The following is a 19063-nucleotide window of genomic DNA, read 5'->3' as shown; positions in this document are numbered from 1 at the left end:
CAAGCCTTGCGCGATCGCGCAGGACAATTATTGAACAACTGTTCAATTGTAGGCGAAGACGCCAGGCCGGTCAACTCCTGTGACCAGGCCACTGCCCTGATTGCGGCGCCGTTCGCGCGCCCGCCCGGGTGGAACCAAAAGCACGGCGCAGCGGTTGCCCTTTCAAGCCGGAACGGCATCATGCCCACAGACAAGGAGAACGTCATGACCAATGCATTGACCGAAACATTCTGGGACCGCCTCGATTCCGTGCAGGCGGCGATGCTGGATGCTGGCGGTGGGCGCTTCGTGCCGATGGCACCTTACGCGGATGCCGAAGCCGGCGCGATCTGGTTCATCACCGCCGACGGCACCGACGTGGCCAAGACGGCTGCATCGGGTGGCATCGGCAAGATGATGATCGCAGACGCGAGTGCCAATCTCTACGCCGATCTCGAGGGGCGGATGCATATCGTGGACAATCCCGAAAAGCTGTCCGAGCTGTGGTCCATGGCAGCGTCGGCCTGGTTCGAGGAAGGCCGGGACGACCCGGATATCCGGCTCGTCAAGCTGACCCCGACCACGGCGGAAATCTGGGCGACGGACGGCGCCGCCGGTTTCGTGTTCGAGATCGCAAAGGCCAAGATCGCCGATACGCAGCCCGACATGGGCACACATGGCGTGGTCAATTTCCGGGCGGCCGCCTGATGGGTCGGACCGGTGCGCGCCGCCCGCTTGGCCTGCTGACCGCTGCGCTTGTGGCGGTTGGCACCGTTTTGCCCGCTTCTGCCGAACAGGTCGGCGAGGTTGGCGTTGACTGGGTCGGCAACGACATCATCATTGAAGCCATCGCGGATCCCGATGTGCAGGGTGTGACCTGTCATATCGCATATTTCGAACGGGGTCTGTTTGACCGGCTGAGCAAGGGCAACTGGTTCGAAGATCCGTCCAACGCCTCCATCGCCTGCCGGCAGACCGGCCCGATCGCACTCGGGGACATCTCGCGGAGCGCAAGCGGTGAGAATGTCTTCAGGACGTCACGGTCGATCGTTCTGAAATCGCTGCGCGTCAAGCGGATCTACGACGAAGCAAACCGCACGTTGATCTATGTCGCGCATGCTGCGGAGCTCACGGACGGATCGGCCAAAGTGTCGATTTCGACCGTGCCACTGTATCAACCCGGCACGGACTGACCCGCCGCTCGGGCCTTGGGCGCGGAATTGAGGAAAACCTTTTGCCGGACGGAACACCGTCCGGCTTCTTTCATGGTGTCACGGCCGACAGGCGCGGGGTCCTCAGCGACATCGGCTCAGTCGTCGAAGCTGATGGAGACGCGCCGGTTCTGTTTGCCCTTGTTCTTGACCTGATCGATCTTGAGTGCGCCGATCTCGCCGGTCCGCGCCACATGCGTGCCACCGCAGGGTTGCAAATCGACCTGATCCGCCTTCGACCCGATCCGCACAAGACGGATCCGGCCTGCACCTCTCGGCGGCTGCACCGACATCGTCTTGACCAGCGCCGGGTTGGCATCGAGCTCGTCTTCGCTGATCCACTGCTCCGTGACGGGAAGATCCTGATCCACCAGAGCGTTGAGCGCGGCTTCGAGCGCGTCGCGATCCTGTGGCGGATCGGGCATCAGGAAATCGAGCCGTCCCGTCCCCGCGCCGATCTGGCCGCCGGTCACCGGAAGCGGGATCACGACGCTCAGAAGGTGCAGAGCCGTGTGAATCCGCATGTGCTTGTGCCGCCGCTCCCAGTCGAGCCGCTGCATCACCTCCGTGCCCACGGGCGGCAAGGCGGCCGGTTCCGCTGGCACAAGGATCGACGCACCGGGATGCGCGCCTGTCTTGTCCTTGACGGCCGTGGCGATCGACAGGCTGCTTGTGCCGAAATCGATCCATCCGCTGTCGCCGGGCTGGCCGCCTCCGGTGGGATAGAACAGAGCCGGTTCGACGATGAAGCCCCCCTCCGGGGTGTGCGCCGTGACGCGACCGGACGTTTCGCGTGCATAGGCATCTGCGGTGTATAGCGGCGTTCCTGTCATCAAACCACGTCCTCCTGGCCTTCTTCGTCGCCCCCTCTCTGGGCGCGGATATTCGCCACGTTGGGCGTGCGATCCCTTGGCTCCGAGTCTGTCTCCGTCGGTGGGGGCGTGGGCGCGGATGGCGCGGCGTGCAGTGCTTCGGGATTGCGCAGCCAGATGTCGCGCTGTGCAAACGGGATCTCGATGCCTTCCTCTGCGAATTTCTCGACGATCTGGTGGCGCATTTCCGTGCGCACCCCCAGACCGGCCGTCACATCGCGCAGAACCGCCCGGATTTCGAAATCCAGCGAGTCCGCCCCGAACCCGGCAAAATAGACATAGGGCGCCGGGTTCATCAGCACCATGTCGTGGTGCCGCGCGATATCGAGCAGGATTTTTTCGACCTTCCGGGTATCGGTCCCATAGGCCACACCCACCGGCACGATGATCCGGCCCAAGAGGTTGCCACGGGTGTAGTTGCGCACCTGCCCGGAGACCAGATCGGCATTCGGAACGATCACGTCGAACTTGTCGAAGGTTTCGATCCGGGTGGAGCGAACGGAAATGCTTTTCACCGTGCCGTGCTGCCCTCCAACCTCGATCCAGTCCCCTTCCCCGATCGGGCGTTCGATCAGCAGGATGATCCCGGACACAAAATTCTGCACGATGTTCTGGAGGCCGAAACCGATGCCGAGCGAAAGCGCACCGGCTATGAAGGCCAGCGAGGTCAGGTCGATCCCCGCAGCGGTGATCGCAATGATCGCCGCCAGGGCAACACCCACATAACCAAGCCCCGCGACAATGGCGTTCTGCCCGCCTTGGTCGATCTTGGTCTTGGGCAGAACCGCGGTGCGCAGACCGCCCTGCATCAGGCGGGTGAGCATATACCCGAGGAAAAAGACAATGATGATGACCAGAAGGTCGCTGGGCTGGAAACGCGTATCGCCGATCATGAAGCCGTTCTGAAAGCGGCTCCACAGCTCGGTCAGGTCGGCCACGCGCGCGCCCCAGATCAGCGCGATCACCGGCAGCGCCCCGAGGATGATGAAGAAGCCGGCAAAGACCGTCAGAAGGCTGTTGGCCTCTTCCGCGTTCTTGCCCGTGACCAGTTCGTAGATGTCGTTGATCAACCGCTGCAGAACGAGGATCAGTGCCACGACCGCAAGCGTTTCGATGGCCGGGAACGTCATCGCCTCGCCGATGCCGTTGAAGCCGATCGCAGCGAGCACCGGACCCGCCACACCGATGATCATCGCGACGCGCCCGAAGACCCGCGCGATGCGAAGCCGGAACAGCCCTTCGTCCTCGGTGTGTTCATTGTCAAGAAGGACACCGGCGGCCGCGCTGTTGCGCACGCGACCAAGCCGGTACAGCAGCAGTCCGGCCAGAACCAGGATCGGGAAATCGATGACGGCGCGGGTCGCCTCGCTGAAATCGTCGAATGACACCAAGGTGTCCAGGATGCTTTCCAGAACCAGCACCACGGCAAGCGTATTGGCGATCCGGCGCGCCCTGCGGCGGTCCTTCGCGTCCAGAGGCAAGGTGGCGATATCGTCGCGTGGATGGAAAGACTGCTCTGCCAGCCAGCGGATGGCCAGAAGTATGCCGACCCAGACCGGCATGCCGAACAAGAGCAACTCAAGCCGTGGTCCGACGACTTGCGACAGGCTCAAGCCATAGGTGATGAGCGCAAAGCCCACGACGCCGATCACGATGCGCCCGAGGGAGAGCACGAAGCTCCACACGCCCGTGCCCGCCCGCGTATGGTTCCGCATATACTCGACGAACCGGCGCATCCATCGCTGTGACAGGATGATGAGCACCAAGCCAATAAGCACAAACAGGATCACGGCCGGCAACTGCGCGCGCAGATCGGCCAGCCGTGTCGGAGACGACAGGTTCCGCGTGATTTCATCGCCCGTGGCCTCAAGCGACGTTGCGAGATCGCCAAGCGCAGAGACCCAGTGCGCAGGATTGAGAGGGCTCGGGCCGAGCCGGAAAAGCTGGTCCGTTTGCCGTTCGCGGATGGTCGTGTCGATCTCGTTGATCAGCCCGTTGGCGCGTGTGAACGCCTCTTCGGCCTGCACCACCGGCGCGCGAAGGGCCGCGAGCTGGTCGTTCAGCTCCGCGCGGCGTTGCGCGATCTCTTCCGGTTCGGTGGCGCCCTCCTCCGGGACCGGGCCGAGAGCATCGATCTGCGCCTGCAAGGTCGCGATTCGATCCGCATTGATTTCCTGCGCTTCGAGAAACTTGTCACGGAAGGTGGCAATGTTGCTGCGCAGCTCTTCTAGGGCCTCCGAAGAGGCCTCCCCGTCGACAAGCACGCTTTCCGCGCGCGACGCAAGATCGGTCCACTCCTTGTAGCTGTCCGCCAGATCGTCCTGCGCAAAGGCTGCGGACACCGTGAGCCAAAAGGCCACGAGCCCCCAGGTGATAACCCTGAGCATCACGTCAAACCTCTTCGAAAACGCCGGGTATCGTGGATGGCCCGGTTTTGAGCCAGGGCGGCACAGGCAGGTTCTTGGATTTCAGGAAATCCGGATTGTAGAGCTTGGACTGGTAGCGCGTGCCGTAATCGCACAGCACCGTGACGATGGTATGGCCCGGTCCCATCTCGCGCGCCATCGCCATGGCACCGCCGATGTTGATCCCGGTGGACCCCCCCATGCAAAGCCCTTCGTCCGCAAGAAGGTCAAACACGATCGGCAAGGCCTCTTCATCCGTAACCTGGCACAGGTAATCGGGTTTGAACCCTTCGAGATTGGCGGTGATCCGGCCCTGTCCGATGCCCTCGGAAATCGAATTGCCCTCGGCCTTGGCTTCGCCCTCGGTGTACAGCGTGTAGATCCCCGACCCCATCGGATCGACGATGCCACATTTCACCCCCTTGGGTTGCAGCGCCGCCCCCACGCCCGCCGCGGTGCCGCCGGAACCCACGGCACAGATGAACCCGTCCACCTTGCCGCCGGTCTGCTCCCAGATCTCGGGGCCCGTGGTCTCGATATGGGCCTGGCGGTTGGCGGTATTGTCGAACTGATTGGCCCAGATCGCGCCGTTCGGCTCGGTTTTGGCCAGCTCCGCCGCAAGACGGCCGGAATACCGCACGTAGTTGTTGGGGTTCTTGTAGGGCGCGGCCGGCACCTGCACCAGTTCTGCTCCGGCCAGCCGCAGCATCTCTTTCTTTTCCTCGGACTGGGTCTCGGGGATGACGATCACGGTCCTGAACCCCATGGAGGCGCCCACAAGCGCCAGGCCGATCCCGGTATTGCCCGCAGTGCCCTCCACGATGGTGCCCCCCGGTTTGAGATCCCCGCGCGCAATCGCGTCACGGATGATGAAAAGCGCCGCCCGGTCCTTGACCGACTGGCCCGGGTTCATGAACTCGGCCTTGCCCAGAATCGTGCAGCCGGTCTCTTCCGAGGCGCGGCGCAGTTTGATGAGCGGCGTGTTCCCGACGGCTTCGGCCAGGTCCTGGGCAATATGCATCGCGACGTTCCTTCGTTCTCACGCTTGGACATTGGACATTTCGCACGGGTGTAGGCGTGGCGGCGGGGTATGGTCAAGCAGACTGCCGCAGCTGTTCACGGTGACGTGCAAGCCAGAGCAGCATCATGGCCAACGGCGCGGCGTTGATCTCGCCGCTGTCGACAAGCGCCATCGCCGCGTCAAAACTGAGCACATGGCTGCGGATATCCTCGTGTTCATCGCTCAGACCGGCAATGCCTGGTTCGTATTGCTCCAGATCCGCCAGCCCGAGATAGAAGTGGAAGAACTCGCTCGAATACCCGGGCGAGGCATAGGCGCGGGTCATGAAGCGCAGATCGTACAGGCTCAGCCGCGCCTCTTCCTGCGCTTCGCGTCGCGCGGTCTCTGCCGGATCTTCCCCCGCATCGACAAGTCCCGCGATCGGTTCTAGGACCCAGGGCATTGGGTCGGCGCGCTGGATCGGACCAAAGCGCAGCTGTTCGATCAACAGCACACGGTCCGACGCGGGATCGTAAGGCAGAACGAGGCTTGCATCGAACGCGCCAAAGATCTCGCGCGACATGGGGTCCGTCCACTCCCCGTCGAAGCGACGATGCCGCAGCGCGAGCGCACGCAACCGGAAAAAGCCCTGATACCCTGTGAATTCCTCAAGGATTTCCACCGAGCCCGGCCCCGGATCACGGCGCAAGCTGCATGGGGCGCCCTGCCGGCCCATGACGCGGCCCCAGGCCCGCGCCCGGATAAACGGCAGGATCGCGGCCACGTCACCGGCGGATTGCGTCTCGAAACGCGCCATGACTTCGCGCGCCGTCTCGACAGTAATCTCACCCCAGAGCGTTTCCCAGTTCGCAAGATCGAATGGGGCGCCGGGCTCCCAGACCCCGTCATATGGAAAATAGACCTCGGCCGACAGCGTTTCGCCATCCGGCGCATGCACGGTCAACGGACGCAGATCGTAGCAGAAGCCGCCCTCATAGAAATTCAGCCGCGCGACGTCTTCTGGCGTCGGGTCACGCAAGACAACGCCCTTTGCCACCGCGCCCGGGCGTTCGAGGATCATCGGGAACGGCTGCTCGGCAACCCAGTGCACCGCATGATCGGGAAGATCCACTTCCGTAAGCGCGATCTCCGCGCGCGGGCGTCCCAGCACAAGTTCCAGCAACGGCACATGCCGCAGCGTGCCGTAAAAGAACATATCAGGCGCGCTCATCCCCGGCGCAGCGCCGCGATTTCAGTGACAAGGCCAATGACGATCGCCCCCACCAGAAGCATCGTGATCAACGGGGCATCAAGCAGTTCAAGACCGTAATCGGCCATGATCTGGAAAATGTCCGACAAGGCCTCGAACGGACCGGAGTAACGGTTGCGGTTGGCCAGTTCGACCATTTGCGCCACCGCCTGCACAAACAGGCCCCAGAACACCAGCGCCACAACCCCGGTGAAGCCGTTGGAAACCCCCGCCGCCATGCCGCGTCCGGCCCTGCGCCCGATCACCACCCAGCCCATCACCAACCCGAGTGCCAGGTTGACCCAGATGAAGTTCCCGAAATCGGTGCCTTCGGGACGGAATGTCATGATCCTCTGGGAAGCGAGAAGGGCCAGAACGGCCATTCCCAGTGCGGCAACCAGTTTCGGAAAGGTGGGCATGTGTCAGGACGGTCTCGTGATGGTGATCTGTGTCACATCACAGTTTCCGCTGTGGAATGTTGCCGCGCAAGACGTCAGATAAAAATTCCACATCCGCCGGAACCTGTCGTCAAAGCCCAGCTTGGCCACGTCATCCCACCGCGCGTTGAACGTGTCGTGCCAGCGGCGCAGGGTCTGGCTGTAACTTTCGCCGAACTCGACGGAGCGCGCCACGGCAAGACCGGCCTTTTCGATTTCCTGCCGAAGCACCACGGGCGAGGGCAACATGCCACCGGGGAAGATATATTTCTGAATGAAATCAACGCCCCGTTTGTACACCTCCCACCGGCGGTGCTGCACCGTGATGATTTGCAGCGTCGCGTTCTTGCCCGGTTTGAGCCGATCCCGCACGGTTTCGAAATACACCGGCCAGTATTTCTCCCCCACGGCTTCGAACATCTCGATCGAGGCAATACCGTCGTAAGAGCCGCGCTCGTCGCGGTAGTCCTGCAGCTTGAATGTCACACGATCCGAAAGACCTGCGCGCGCGATGCGCTCCTGTGCGTATTTGAACTGCTCTTCGGAAATGGTGAGCCCGGTCACCCGCAGGCCGCGTTCCTTGGCGGCATATTCGGCGAACCCGCCCCAACCACAGCCGATCTCAAGCACATGGTCGCCCGGTTTGGCACCCATCTGGTCAACCATGGAGGCGTATTTGGCAATCTGCGCCTTCTCGGTGCTCTCCTGTCCGGTTTCGAACAGCGCGGAGCTGTAGGTCATGGTGTCGTCCAGCCACAGCCCGTAGAAGTCGTTGCCCAGATCGTAGTGGTAAGAGATGTTCTTGCGCGCCTGCTTGCGTGAATTGGATTGCAGCCAGAACCGCAATTGCTCGTAGGCACGCACCAGCCCCATGCCGGGAAATCCGTCATAGAGGTCTTCATTATCCGCATGCACAAGGTCCATGAAAGCCATCAGGTCCGGCGTCGACCACCACCCGTCCATATACGCTTCACAAAACCCAAGATCGCCCTCGCGGATCAGCCGCGCAAAGATGTCGGGGTTGTGGATATCAAGCTCGGCCACAGGTCCGGGGTTCTTGCCCTCGGCCCGGAATCGGCGGCCATCCGGCAACACGAAATCGAGCCGCCCGTTGTTCATGCCCCGGGCCATCTCGAAGACGCGGGAAAAGTAACGTGGCAAATTCGCTTGGTTTTTCACATCGGTAAGGATCATCGGGCGCCTGTTTTCTGAATTGCGTGACAGATTAGACCCGATGGCCCCGCTGACAAGCGTAAACGTTTGGTTAATCGCAGGAATTGGTGTTTGATGTGGATAACAATCGCGCAAAGGAGGCGCAGATGATCCGAATTTCACCTTTTGCTCTGGGGCTGGGGCTCTGTCTGGCGCTGACCGGCTGCGAGACTGTCGAACAGATGATACCCGATTTCGGCGGCCAGGGAGGTGGCGCGGCAGCGCAGGACAGCGCACAGGACCAGGCGTCCGGCGCCGGGTCCGGCGGCAACGCGACCGCTCAGGACGACGCTGGCAGCGGTGAACAACAGGCCGCCGCAGCGGCGCCCGGATCGCTCAGCATCGCTGAACCGGCCCCGCCGGAAGACAGCCCGCAACCGGCCGCGCGCCTGCGCGGGACGGGTTGGAAAGCGCGCGTGTCGCCCGATATCCCCTACTTCAACCTCGGCGGCGGCGCGGTGCCCACCTATTCCGACAGCGACCTGTCAGAACGCACCGGGTCGCTTGGCCGGGGCGAAGGCGGGTTTGTCGAAACCTGTCGCGAGGATGCCGCCGTGTGCCGGGTTGCCACGGGGTCCGGCGAGAGCGTCTGGGTGGAAATCACGCGGCTCTCCGGCGTCGCGAACTGAGGCCGGGAAAGCCCTTTCTCGCGCGCGTTTGGACTCGTGCGCGTCACCCTGACGAAATCCGGGCGCGGCTTCGTCGTCGCGCCTCGCGCGCGGCAGACGCGCACATCCCCGTGCCCATACGGGTCCGAACGGATCGCCGGCCTTTCGGTCTGCGGTAACAAGAATACACCGGCCCCTGCCGGGTTGAAGATCCTCCTGTAACGCCCCGTGATGGCATCGAAAACGCCCTTTATTCCAATGGGGCCAAGAGGCATCTGTCATCCGGTCAGCCGGTTAGAAATCCCGCGATTCGTAAGCGCTCAGCGCGCGCTTGCGCCCGACATCCGCCGCCACGATCGGCGCAGGGTAAGCGTCCTCAGGCGTCATGCCCCATCGCTCAGGGATCGCATCGAAATAAGCCAGCGCCTCATCGGAAGGGTTCGATTTCTCTTCCGCGATCCAGCGGCCCACATAGGCGCGGTTCTTGTCGAACTTGTCGAGCTGCGTGACCGGGTTGAACACCCGGAAATACGGCGTTGCGTCCGGCCCGGAGCCCGCAGACCATTGCCAGCCCATCGCGTTGGACGCCGGGTCCCAGTCGATCAGGCAGTCCTCGAACCATTTCTGACCGATGCGCCAATGGCACATCAGGTGTTTGGTCAGATAGCTGGCCACGATCATCCGCGCGCGGTTGTGCATCCGGCCCGTCACATACATCTCGCGCAGTCCGGCATCCACGAAGCGTATGCCCGTGCGCGCTTGTTTCCAGGCCTTGACCTCCGCCTTGCGTTCATCCTCGTTCCACGGGAAGGCGTCCCATTCCTCGCGCCAGTTTCCCGTCAGCAGCCGCGGTGTATGAAACATCAGGTGATAGGCAAATTCGCGCCAGACCAACTCCTTGAGAAAGGTCTCCGCGCCGGGCTTGCCCTCTTCCATCGCGCGCCGCCCCGCATGCCAGCACTGCGCGGGGCTGATTTCGCCAAGGCTGAGGTTTTCGCTCAGGTTGGAGGTGCCGTCGCTGCCCGGTTGGTCGCGGCTGTCATCGTAGCCCGCAACGATAGCGGCGATGAAATGACCCAACCGCCCCTGCGCCGCCGCTTCGCCAAGCCGGACGTAAGGGCGCACCACCGCGGCTCCGCGACGCATTCCGGCCCCAAGGTCCCAGCGCGCCGGATCCTCGCTCTCCGGCCAGTGTTCGGGTGTTGGAAGCGTTCCGGGCGCGGGCAATGGCTCCGGCACATCGCGGCCGCGCACCGCCTTCCAGAACGGAGTATACACCTTGTAAAACGCGCCCTGCTTCGTCTCGACCGTCCAGGGTTCGAACATCAGATGCCCGGCAAAACTGCGGGCCTCGATCCCGTCGTCCCGCAGCGCGGCCTTCACCTCCGTGTCGCGCGCCACGCTGTCCGGATCATAGGCGCGCATCCACCACACCGCCGAGGCCCCGGTCTCGGCCACCAGTTCTGACAGCACCGCCTTCGGCGCGCCGCTGCGACAGATCAACCGCGAGCCCTTCTCCGACAGGCTCTGTGCGAAATGGCTGACGCCAAGACCGAGCCGCCATTGTGGCGCCGTTCCCAACCCGTCCACAAGCGCATCGCGTATAAAGACCGGGATCACCGGCCGCCCGGATTTGGCCGCCTCCGAAAGGGCGGCATGATCGGAAAGCCGCAGGTCCCTGCGAATCCAGACGATGATGGGCGCGCGGTCAGCCAAAACATGCTCCTGCCTAAGTTCTGTCGTTCCTGCGCAACCTAGAGCGCGGGCCGTCAAGGCAAGCGCTTGTTGCACGCGCCCTTGATCCACACCGCGCCTGCGCCACCTTGTCGGCTGCCGCACTCATCACAGGACAGCGCCATGACCCGCCTCATTCCGATTGCCGCCCTCGGCGTCGCCTGCCTTGCCTCCGCGGCTCTGGCCGATCTCGACGTACGCTTTGTCGAAGGGGCCCCCACGGACCGTTTCAGCATCACCAATGCCAGCGGTTGTGCCCTCGGGCCGATGGAACTGCAGATCGATCTCAGTGGCTCCGCGGCGGGGTTGATCTTCGACACCACAGAGCGCGGCATGGGCGTGCAGGTGTTTCAGCCGTTCCGTCTGGTCGAGGGCGCGGAATTGGTATCCGGCACGCCGGATGTGGGCGATGGCGACCGCTCTGTGACGCTGTCGCTCACCGGGATGGCTCCGGGCCAGACCGTGGCGTTTACAATCGACGTCGACGACACTGCGGGCGCGCGGGAAATCACCGTATCGGGTGAAGAGATCACCGGCGCACGGGTCTCCGATGACGCAACCGGCAACAGCGCCGCGTTTGACGGCACCGGGCGCGCGCGTTTGCCTCTGGCGCCCTGTCTGAGCTGAAGACGGATTTCCGAGCCTCGCTCCGCAGAGGGCTTGAACCCGTCTTCAACACCGACGGCCCGGTCAGAGCACCGCGTCCAGCGCCTCGATCAGGCGCGTCACCTCGTCTTCGGTTGTGTAGTGGGTGAAGGACAGGCGCAACACGCCTCGCGCGGGATCCACACCCATGGCCGTCAGCACACGGCCTGCATAGAAATCCCCGCCCCCCGCCATGATGCCGTGGGCTGCGAGTTCGGCGGCGACCGCTTCTCCCTCACGTCGCAGCGCAAGCGCCACGGTGGGCGCGCGGCGCGCCGCGTCGGACGGGCCAATGAGCCGCACGGCATTGCGGGACTTCACCGCATCGAGAAGAGGCTGCAACAGCCGCTTTTCATGGGCGCGCATCATGTCATGGACCGCCCGCGGAGCCACCCCGTGATGGCGTGCAAGGCTCTCGATGTAATCGACCATCCCGGCACTGGCAGCCACCTGCGCATGATCCGGACCGGCCGGCGTGAAGCGCTTGTAAAGCGTGTCGCCGTTGAACACATGTCCCTGGTTCGGCAAGGCCATGCCAAGCGCGCGCCGGATCACCATGATCCCCTGATGCGGCCCGTAGGTCTTGTACGCCGAAAACAGGTAGATATCGGCCCCCATCGCACCGATATCGGCAAAGCCATGCGGCGCGTAGCTGACACCGTCGACACAGACAAACGCCCCGGCCGCATGGGCCAGCGCGGTGATCTCGATCACCGGGTTGATCTCTCCGACAACGTTGGAACAATGCGGAAAACACACCAGCCGCACCTTGTCATCGAGCATCGCTTCAAGATCATCGGGGTTCAGGGTGCCCGTCGTCGGGTCCACCCGCCATTCCCGGATCTCGATGCCCTCATCCGCCAACCGCCGCCAAGGGCCGGTATTGGCTTCGTGGTCCTGGTTGGTGACGATGATGGCTTCGCCGGGTGCCATGAACCTCCGAAAGGCCTGAGCCAGAACATAGGTGTTCTGCGTTGTGGACGGCCCGAAGCTGACCTCGTCGGTTTCGACCCCGAGCAAGCCTGCAAGACGGCTGCGCGCCTCATCCATCTCCGCGCCGGCAAGGCGGGACGCCTCGTAAGGCGCGTAGGGCTGGACCTTGCGCTGTGTGTAGAACCGGTGCAGCCGGTCAACCACCGGCCCACAGGTATAGGACCCGCCAGCGTTTTCGAAAAAGGCCTGCCCTTCCAGGCTCGGCTCGGAAAAGGCCGGAAACTGCGCGCGCACAAAGGCCACGTCCAGTTCCGGTGGCAGGTTGTCCGGGGTCTGGTCTTGCATGGTCCACTCCTCACGGTTTCGCCCATAGAAAGCGCGCGTCCAAAGCGGCGTCAAGCCGCCTTCGCACAGGCGCTTCCGGCCCAGGGCCCGGTCGGTTTGGCTCCCCGGTCAGACGGCGGGTGCCGGCACGGCCGCGCGTCGCGGAGGGTGCCGTATCGTCGCCCCCGGTAGGCGAGTCGACGCGAATTGCCGTTCGGGACTTTCCGCCAGCCTGCCCCGCGCTTATATCACAGGCATGTTCAGTGATTTCCTAAGACGGCTGACAGAGCCCGATCCCGCGCCCCTGCAAGACAGCGATGCCCGTCTGGCGTTGACCGCGTTGCTTGTTCGCGTTGCCCGCTCAGACGGTCAATTCGACGCAGACGAAGCCGCCCGGATCGACCGCATCGCCGCCACCCGCTACGGGCTCTCGCCCTTCGAGGCTGCCAAGCTGCGTGGCGAGGCCGAAGCGGTGGAGGCCGAGGCCCCCGATACCGTCCGCTTCACCCGCGCGATCAAGGACGCGGTGCCCTACGAAGACCGGATCGGCGTGATCGAGGCCCTGTGGCAAGTGGTGCTGGCCGATGGCAAGCGCGAAGCCGAAGAAGACGCGCTGCTGCGGCTGGTGGCCAACCTGCTCGGCGTGAACGACCGCGACAGCGCCCTCGCCCGCCAGAGGGTCGACAAGGCCGGATGATCGCAAGCCTGCCGATGTACTGGAACGCGGGCACCGCAACACGGTGGCGCGCGTTCTGGTCCGAGGTGCAATCCTGCGCTGCGCGTGATGGGCTCGCATTACCCGATCTGACCCCGCCGGAGGATCTGCCGCGCGACTGGCGCGCGCATTGGCGCTCACCGGATCTGGCGCTATCGATGACTTGCGGTCTGCCCTTCCGCACCGCGCTCAAGGGGGAGGTGACCTATGTGGGCACGCTCGGTTTCGGACTCGACTGCGCGCCGGGGCACTATTATTCGCGCGTCATCATGAACCGGGCCACATGGAAGGCGCGGCGCGACAAGACTGCGCGACCCACCCTCACCCTCGCCTACAACGCAGCCGACAGCCAATCCGGCTGGGCCGTCAGCCAGCACGCGACGCCGTTTTCTGCGCCACTCCGGTTCACGGGTTACCTGCACACCGGTGCCCATGCCGCCTCGCTGGCTGCCGTGGCCGAGGGGCGCGCCGACATCGCCTATATCGACGCGGTCACATGGCAATTGCTGAAACGCTCCGACCCGCGCAGCCGCGAGATCCAGCTTGCCGGGCGCTCCGTCACCACGCCGGCGCTGCCGCTGATCACCGCAAGGCATACCGACCCCGAACCGCTGCGCCGGGCCTTGCGCGACGCGGTCCTGCGGTTTGAACCCGACGATCCCTACGCGATGGGAGGCCCTCTGAGCTTCACGGTGCTGGACCCGGAGGATTATCATGCCGTGCCGGTTCCCGCGCCCCCGCCTGCTGCCGAGCCATCATAAACCCGAAGCGACACGCCGCTCACCCCTTGCATTTCACGCGCGATTACGGATTGACTGGCCGCATCTGACAGCAGACGCCCGAGCATTGGACAGCCACCGTGACCCAGACCGCCCCCGTCATCGAGATCCGCAACCTGCACAAGGCCTATGGCGCGCTCGAAGTGCTCAAAGGCGTCAACGTGACCGCCCCCAAGGGATGTGTGGTGTCTTTGATCGGCTCTTCAGGATCCGGAAAATCGACGCTTCTGCGCTGTTGCAACCTGCTGGAAGACAGCCAGCAGGGTGAAATCCTGTTCAAGGGCGAACCCGTCACCTGGCACGGCACCGGCCACAATCGCAAGCCGGCAGACCCCGCGCAGGTGCTGCGCATCCGAACAAACCTGTCGATGGTGTTCCAGCAGTTCAATCTCTGGGCCCATATGACGATCCTCCAGAACGTGATGGAGGCGCCGGTCACGGTGCTGGGCCGCGACCGCGCAGAGGCCGAGGCAGACGCCCGGCGCTACCTCGACAAGGTCGGGATCGGCGACAAATGCGATGCCTACCCCGCGCAGCTTTCCGGTGGACAGCAACAGCGTGCCGCCATCGCCCGCGCGCTGTGCATGGAACCCGAGGCGCTGCTCTTTGACGAGCCCACCTCCGCGCTGGACCCGGAACTCGAACAGGAAGTGGTCAAGGTCATCCAGTCTCTGGCCGAGGAAGGCCGGACCATGCTGATCGTGACCCATGACATGCGCCTTGCCGCGGACGTGTCCGACCATGTGATCTTTCTGCACGAAGGGCTGGTTGCTGAAGAAGGGGCGCCGGAGACGCTGTTCGGGGCGCCCAAGACCGACCGGCTCAAGGGGTTTCTCTCCGCCACCATGCCCGCCTGACCGCCCGCGACCGCATGTGCTGCATCGCGGGAGCCTGATGCACCCTGGCCGCTGTCCAATCGCAAAGGCCGCGAGCCCTGCATCCGCCATTCCGCCTGACCCAAACGCGGATGCCGCCGGCCGTCCCAGCACGACCCGCGCGCCTGCGCCTGCCTGCGCCTGCCGGCCCCGGCCCCGGCCCGTCTGACCCGCTTGCCGCTACTCCCCGAGCGTCAGGATCCGGCACAGCACGGAAACCCGACAGCCAGAAGCGCGCGACGCTTCGCTTCTTTGGGCGTCAAATATCCCGGGGGAGCCGAAGGCGGGGGCAGCGCCCCCTCCACCGAAGCCAAGCGGTGCCACGGTCTTGACGGCGTGCACATTGCTCCGGCATCTTGCGCGCTGACGCAAGGGAACGCGCCGCCACGACCGGCCATGACACGCTTTCCCTCTTGCACTCTCCGGGCTTCTCGATAACCCTCCATCGCCATATTCCACGCAGCCAATGACGTGGGCTGAAAACCGGCGCCGCCGATCGGCGCCACCTATGGGAGACACACCATGAAATCGCTATTCCTGAGCAGCGCCGTTCTGGCCTTTGCGGCCACGATGTCCATGGCAGACGGGCATTCCGTCGTTCGCCTCGGCACCGAAGGCGCCTACCCTCCGTACAACTTTCTCGACGACAACGGCGAAGTGGCCGGCTTCGAACGCGAGCTGGGTGACGCGCTTTGCGAGCGCGCGGAGCTGACCTGCGAATGGGTCACAAATGATTGGGATTCGATCATTCCCAACCTTGTAAGCGGCAACTATGACGCGATCATCGCGGGAATGTCGATCACCGCCGAGCGCGAAGAGGTGGTGGATTTCACACAGAACTACACCCCGCCCTCACCCTCCGCCTATGTCGGTATGTCCGCGGATATCGACCTCGAAAACGCCGTGATCGCGGCCCAGACCGGCACCATCCAGGCAGCGCATATCGCCGAAATGGCGGGCGCGACGCTGGTCGAATTCCCCAACCCCGATGAGACCATCGCCTCCGTGGCAGCCGGCGAGGCCGATGCGGTTCTCGCCGACAAGGACTTCCTCATCCCCGTGGTCGAGGAATCCGGCGGCGCGATGATGTTCATCGGCGAAGATGTGCCGCTTGGCGGCGGGATCGGCATGGCCTTCCGCGAGAGCGATCCGGAAATGCGCGCAAAATTCGACGCCGCTATCCAGTCGATGAAGGATGACGGGTCGCTCAATGCTCTGATCATCGAGCATCTTGGCGAGGACAGCCCGCGCTTCTGAGTCGGGTTGTGGCCGCGCGAGCGGCCCGCCCCCTGTCGCGCTCCATATACCCAACGGGGCAGGCCCGCCCTGCCCCGTTTTCCCAAAGGACGGGTCCGGCACTGCGATCGGACAGACTTGCGCTCTGCCACCAGAAACGCGACAAACCATGAAGATCTGACCCCATCACGGGCAAAGGACAAAAGTCATCTTCTCCTTTTGTGCACAACCGGACACGCTCAGCGGCCTGACATGGCTGAGTTGCTACCTCACCACGGGCAAGCACATGGCGTTCTATGCCTCGTTCGGCACGGTGCTCTTGTTGCTGGCCATCACCGCGCCGGTGGCGCTCATGTTCGGATTTGGCGGTGCGGCCGCGGCACGGTCTGCTTTTGCCCCGCTGCGCTGGGTCGGCAAAGGCTATATTGCCATCGTGCGGGGCGTGCCGGATATCGCGTTTTTCCTGTTCTTTGTCATCGCGCTCGACCAGGCTTTCGAGTGGATCCGACACAAGGTCCGCTGTCCCGACTGGGATCAGCCCATCCGGCAGGGGTCCGATTTCGTTGTCTGCGATCTGGCCAAATTGCCCTTGGGCAACGCACCGCAATGGGTGCATGAATCCTATGGGTTCCTGCTGGCCGTGCTCACCTTTGCCATCGTGTTCGGGGCTTTCGCGGCCAATGTGTTGTTCGGCGCGATGCGCGCGGTCCCGCGGACACAAATCGAGACCGCAGAGGCCTATGGCATGACGCGGCGCCAGTGTTTCTGGCGCATCCTCGTGCCGCAGATGTGGGTCTATGCGCTGCCGGGCCTGTCAAACCTCTGGATGGTTCTGATCAAGGCGACCCCTTTGCTGTTCCTGCTTGGCGTCGAAGACATCGTGTTCTGGGCGCGCGAACTGGGCGGCGCCAAGACGCCGCGCTTCACCGATTATCCGCATGGCGACTGGCGGGTGTGGTATTTCCTGGCCTTGCTGGTGTTTTACCTGGCTTTCACGCGCGTGTCGGAACTTGTGCTGGACCGGATCATGGCACGTCTGACCCATGGTCAGGCCACCGTGGCGGGTGAAGCCGCAAGGAAAGCGGCATGAGCCCGTCCGTCCGCCTTGCATACCGCTGCCGGGGCATGATCCGGGGGCGCTGCCCCCGACGCGCCACGGCGCGTCTCCCCCGGGATATTTCGGGCCCAAAGAAACACGCGCTGGCCCGGTTTGACGAGGCCGCGTCATGAGTTGCTGGGAAACGCTGGCCGATTACGGGTTGCGCTCCCTTGGCATTGGCGAGCGCCTGCTGCCACGGGATAATTTCACGCTGTGCCAACAGTTTGTGCTGATTGGCTCGGGGATGATCTGGAATATCTATTTTGGCGTGATGGCATTGGTCAGCGGGTTCTTCCTTGCCACGGCGGTGGCCGTGGGCAAGGCGTCGCGGGTGCGTGTGCTGCGCAAGCTGTCGGAATGGTTCATCTTTGTCTTCCGGGGGTCACCGCTCTTTATCCAGTTCTTCTTTGCCTATTTCTGTTTCCTGTCCCTGAAATCGGTCTCGCCGATCTTCGATCCGCTGACAGCGGCCTGGGCGGGCGCGTTGATCGTGTTGTTCCTCAACACCGCGGCGTATTCCGGCGAGATCTTTTACGGCGCGTTGCAATCCATCCCCAAGGGCGACATGGAAGCGGCGGATGCCTACGGGTTTTCCGGCTGGCCGAAATTTCGCAAGATCACCTGGCCAACCATGCTTCGGCTGGCGTGGCCGGCCTATACCAACGAGGCGATTTTTCTGTTTCATGCCACGACCTTGGTGTTCTTCTCAGGGTTTCCGGCATGGCAGCAGCGCGGGGATGCGCTTTATTACGCCAATTACTTTGCCGACAAGACCTTCAACCCGTTTGTGCCCTACCCGATCCTTGCGGGCTATTTCATCCTGTTCACGCTTGTTGTCATTGGCGTTTTCGGAGCGATCAACAAGCGGCTGAACCGTCATTTGCCGCAGGAATCGCGCGCGCGGGTCAAGCTGCGGATGACCATGATCCGCTAGCCCCCGGTGGCACGCATCGGGCCGCCGGGCGGGTATGCACAATCCATGCACAATCCATGTGTATCGCATGCGCAGCATGACCCGAGGCGCATGCGCGGTGGTCCCGTGGCCATGCGGCACGTCGGGGCAGTCCTTCCGGCGGCGCGCAACGATGGCAGGGGGCGCGCCGCATCCGACCATTATGCGCCATGGAGCCAAGTGCAGGACAGCCGCGGTGCGATCATCGGGGGTGCGGGGCAATCCCGTGGGCGGGCGGCACGGCGCGGCGACACGGCAGGGCGCTTCGCGAGCAGCCCCCGGCCCGATCGCAGGCGGTTCGGTTTGGTCCGGCGGCGGGATGGGATCAGAGAGGCCGGTTGAAGGCGCTGGTCAGGCCGCGCGCGATGCGACTGCGATCCCGATTGCGGTGGCGACGGAAGGCTGAGTGGCGCGCAGCGCGAGGCCAAGCGGGATCGCAAGGCCGCAAGGGTTTGAGATCGGGCGTATCGGGGCAATGCCGCAGAGGTCGGCCCGGTCCGAGCGGATCCGGTGTAGTAGGAGGTGATCTGCTACGGTGTCGTTTGGGCGGTGCGGTACGACGTGGTCCGCCACGGTGCGAGGTGGTCCACCACGGTGCGAGGTGGTCCACCACGGTGCGAGGTGGTCCGCTAGGGTGCGAGGTGGTCCGCCGCGGTACGAGGTAGTCCGCCGCGGTGCGACGTGGTCCGTCGCCGTGCAGCCTGGTGCGGTGCGGTGCGGTGCGGTGCGGTGCGGTGCGGTGCGGTGCGGTGCGGTGCGGTGCGGTGCGGTGCGGTGCGGTGCGGTGCGGTGCGGTGC

Annotated in this window: 18 protein-coding genes; 10 read left to right on the top strand and 8 right to left on the bottom strand. The window is 64.0% G+C overall.

Annotation, left to right across the window (positions count from 1 at the left end):
* The first annotated feature begins 204 nt into the window (after positions 1–204).
* Together J1C49_RS06660 and J1C49_RS06655 are read left to right on the top strand one after the other, a co-directional pair.
* Positions 205–687 (top strand): pyridoxamine 5'-phosphate oxidase family protein, encoded by a 483-nt coding sequence (locus J1C49_RS06660; RefSeq protein WP_227445032.1) that lies wholly within the window; start codon positions 205–207, stop codon positions 685–687.
* Positions 687–1172: a CreA family protein gene (locus tag J1C49_RS06655; RefSeq protein ID WP_227445031.1), complete on the top strand. Its 486-nt coding sequence runs from the start codon at positions 687–689 to the stop codon at positions 1170–1172. The genes J1C49_RS06660 and J1C49_RS06655 overlap by 1 nt, the downstream gene beginning before the upstream one ends.
* Positions 1173–1288: 116 nt before the next feature.
* On the opposite strand, the gene J1C49_RS06650 is transcribed toward J1C49_RS06655, so the two are convergent.
* From J1C49_RS06650 to J1C49_RS06625, 6 genes are all read right to left on the bottom strand, one after another.
* Positions 1289–2023 carry an alanyl-tRNA editing protein gene (locus J1C49_RS06650; RefSeq protein WP_227445030.1) on the bottom strand — a complete coding sequence of 245 codons (735 nt, stop codon included), beginning with the start codon at positions 2021–2023 and terminating at the stop codon, positions 1289–1291.
* The gene (locus tag J1C49_RS06645) at positions 2023–4449 is read right to left on the bottom strand and encodes a DUF3772 domain-containing protein (protein WP_227445126.1); all 2427 of its coding nucleotides are present in this window, start codon (positions 4447–4449) and stop codon (positions 2023–2025) included. Before J1C49_RS06645 ends, J1C49_RS06650 begins: the two co-directional genes overlap by 1 nt.
* 4 nt (positions 4450–4453) lie before the next feature.
* Positions 4454–5488, bottom strand: coding sequence for a cysteine synthase A (locus J1C49_RS06640; RefSeq protein ID WP_227445029.1), 1035 nt, complete (start codon positions 5486–5488; stop codon positions 4454–4456).
* A gap of 73 nt (positions 5489–5561) precedes the next feature.
* Positions 5562–6698: an NUDIX domain-containing protein gene (locus J1C49_RS06635; protein WP_227445028.1), complete on the bottom strand. Its 1137-nt coding sequence runs from the start codon at positions 6696–6698 to the stop codon at positions 5562–5564.
* Positions 6695–7135, bottom strand: a complete 441-nt coding sequence (locus J1C49_RS06630) for a TrgA family protein (protein ID WP_227445027.1) — start codon at positions 7133–7135, stop codon at positions 6695–6697. The genes J1C49_RS06635 and J1C49_RS06630 overlap by 4 nt, the downstream gene beginning before the upstream one ends.
* Before the next feature lie 3 nt (positions 7136–7138).
* The gene (locus J1C49_RS06625; protein WP_227445026.1) at positions 7139–8347 is read right to left on the bottom strand and encodes a cyclopropane-fatty-acyl-phospholipid synthase family protein; all 1209 of its coding nucleotides are present in this window, start codon (positions 8345–8347) and stop codon (positions 7139–7141) included.
* 125 nt (positions 8348–8472) lie between these two features.
* Here J1C49_RS06625 and J1C49_RS06620 point away from each other — a divergent pair, with 125 nt between their 5' ends.
* A complete protein-coding gene (locus J1C49_RS06620; protein WP_227445025.1) occupies positions 8473–8994 on the top strand; it encodes a hypothetical protein in 522 nt (173 codons plus the stop codon).
* 273 nt (positions 8995–9267) lie between these two features.
* On the opposite strand, the gene J1C49_RS06615 is transcribed toward J1C49_RS06620, so the two are convergent.
* Positions 9268–10689 (bottom strand): deoxyribodipyrimidine photo-lyase, encoded by a 1422-nt coding sequence (locus J1C49_RS06615; protein WP_227445024.1) that lies wholly within the window; start codon positions 10687–10689, stop codon positions 9268–9270.
* A 141-nt stretch (positions 10690–10830) separates the two neighbouring features.
* Here J1C49_RS06615 and J1C49_RS06610 point away from each other — a divergent pair, with 141 nt between their 5' ends.
* Positions 10831–11334 (top strand): hypothetical protein, encoded by a 504-nt coding sequence (locus tag J1C49_RS06610; protein ID WP_227445023.1) that lies wholly within the window; start codon positions 10831–10833, stop codon positions 11332–11334.
* A gap of 63 nt (positions 11335–11397) precedes the next feature.
* Here the strand turns inward: J1C49_RS06610 and J1C49_RS06605 are convergent, their stop codons facing one another.
* Complete coding sequence (locus J1C49_RS06605; RefSeq protein WP_227445022.1) at positions 11398–12630, bottom strand: aminotransferase class V-fold PLP-dependent enzyme; 1233 nt, start codon at positions 12628–12630, stop codon at positions 11398–11400.
* A gap of 235 nt (positions 12631–12865) precedes the next feature.
* Between J1C49_RS06605 and J1C49_RS06600 the strand changes: the two genes are divergently transcribed.
* From J1C49_RS06600 to J1C49_RS06575, 6 genes are all read left to right on the top strand, one after another.
* Positions 12866–13306 carry a TerB family tellurite resistance protein gene (locus J1C49_RS06600; protein WP_227445021.1) on the top strand — a complete coding sequence of 147 codons (441 nt, stop codon included), beginning with the start codon at positions 12866–12868 and terminating at the stop codon, positions 13304–13306.
* Positions 13303–14085 carry a PhnD/SsuA/transferrin family substrate-binding protein gene (locus J1C49_RS06595; RefSeq protein WP_227445020.1) on the top strand — a complete coding sequence of 261 codons (783 nt, stop codon included), beginning with the start codon at positions 13303–13305 and terminating at the stop codon, positions 14083–14085. The genes J1C49_RS06600 and J1C49_RS06595 overlap by 4 nt, the downstream gene beginning before the upstream one ends.
* Before the next feature lie 98 nt (positions 14086–14183).
* Entirely contained in the window at positions 14184–14960 is a 777-nt protein-coding gene (locus J1C49_RS06590) for an amino acid ABC transporter ATP-binding protein (RefSeq protein ID WP_227445019.1), read from the top strand.
* 540 nt (positions 14961–15500) lie between these two features.
* Complete coding sequence (locus J1C49_RS06585; RefSeq protein ID WP_227445018.1) at positions 15501–16235, top strand: transporter substrate-binding domain-containing protein; 735 nt, start codon at positions 15501–15503, stop codon at positions 16233–16235.
* A 187-nt stretch (positions 16236–16422) separates the two neighbouring features.
* Positions 16423–17304 (top strand): ABC transporter permease subunit, encoded by an 882-nt coding sequence (locus tag J1C49_RS06580; RefSeq protein ID WP_227445125.1) that lies wholly within the window; start codon positions 16423–16425, stop codon positions 17302–17304.
* 136 nt (positions 17305–17440) lie between these two features.
* Positions 17441–18247, top strand: a complete 807-nt coding sequence (locus tag J1C49_RS06575; protein WP_227445017.1) for an ABC transporter permease — start codon at positions 17441–17443, stop codon at positions 18245–18247.
* Positions 18248–19063: the final 816 nt, after the last annotated feature.

Origin of the sequence: Cognatishimia sp. F0-27 (assembly GCF_020667845.1) — a bacterium.
Lineage (GTDB): Bacteria > Pseudomonadota > Alphaproteobacteria > Rhodobacterales > Rhodobacteraceae > JAFMPQ01.
The sequence above is the reverse complement of the archived record's forward strand: the minus strand, read 5'-3'. Positions and strand labels throughout refer to the sequence as shown.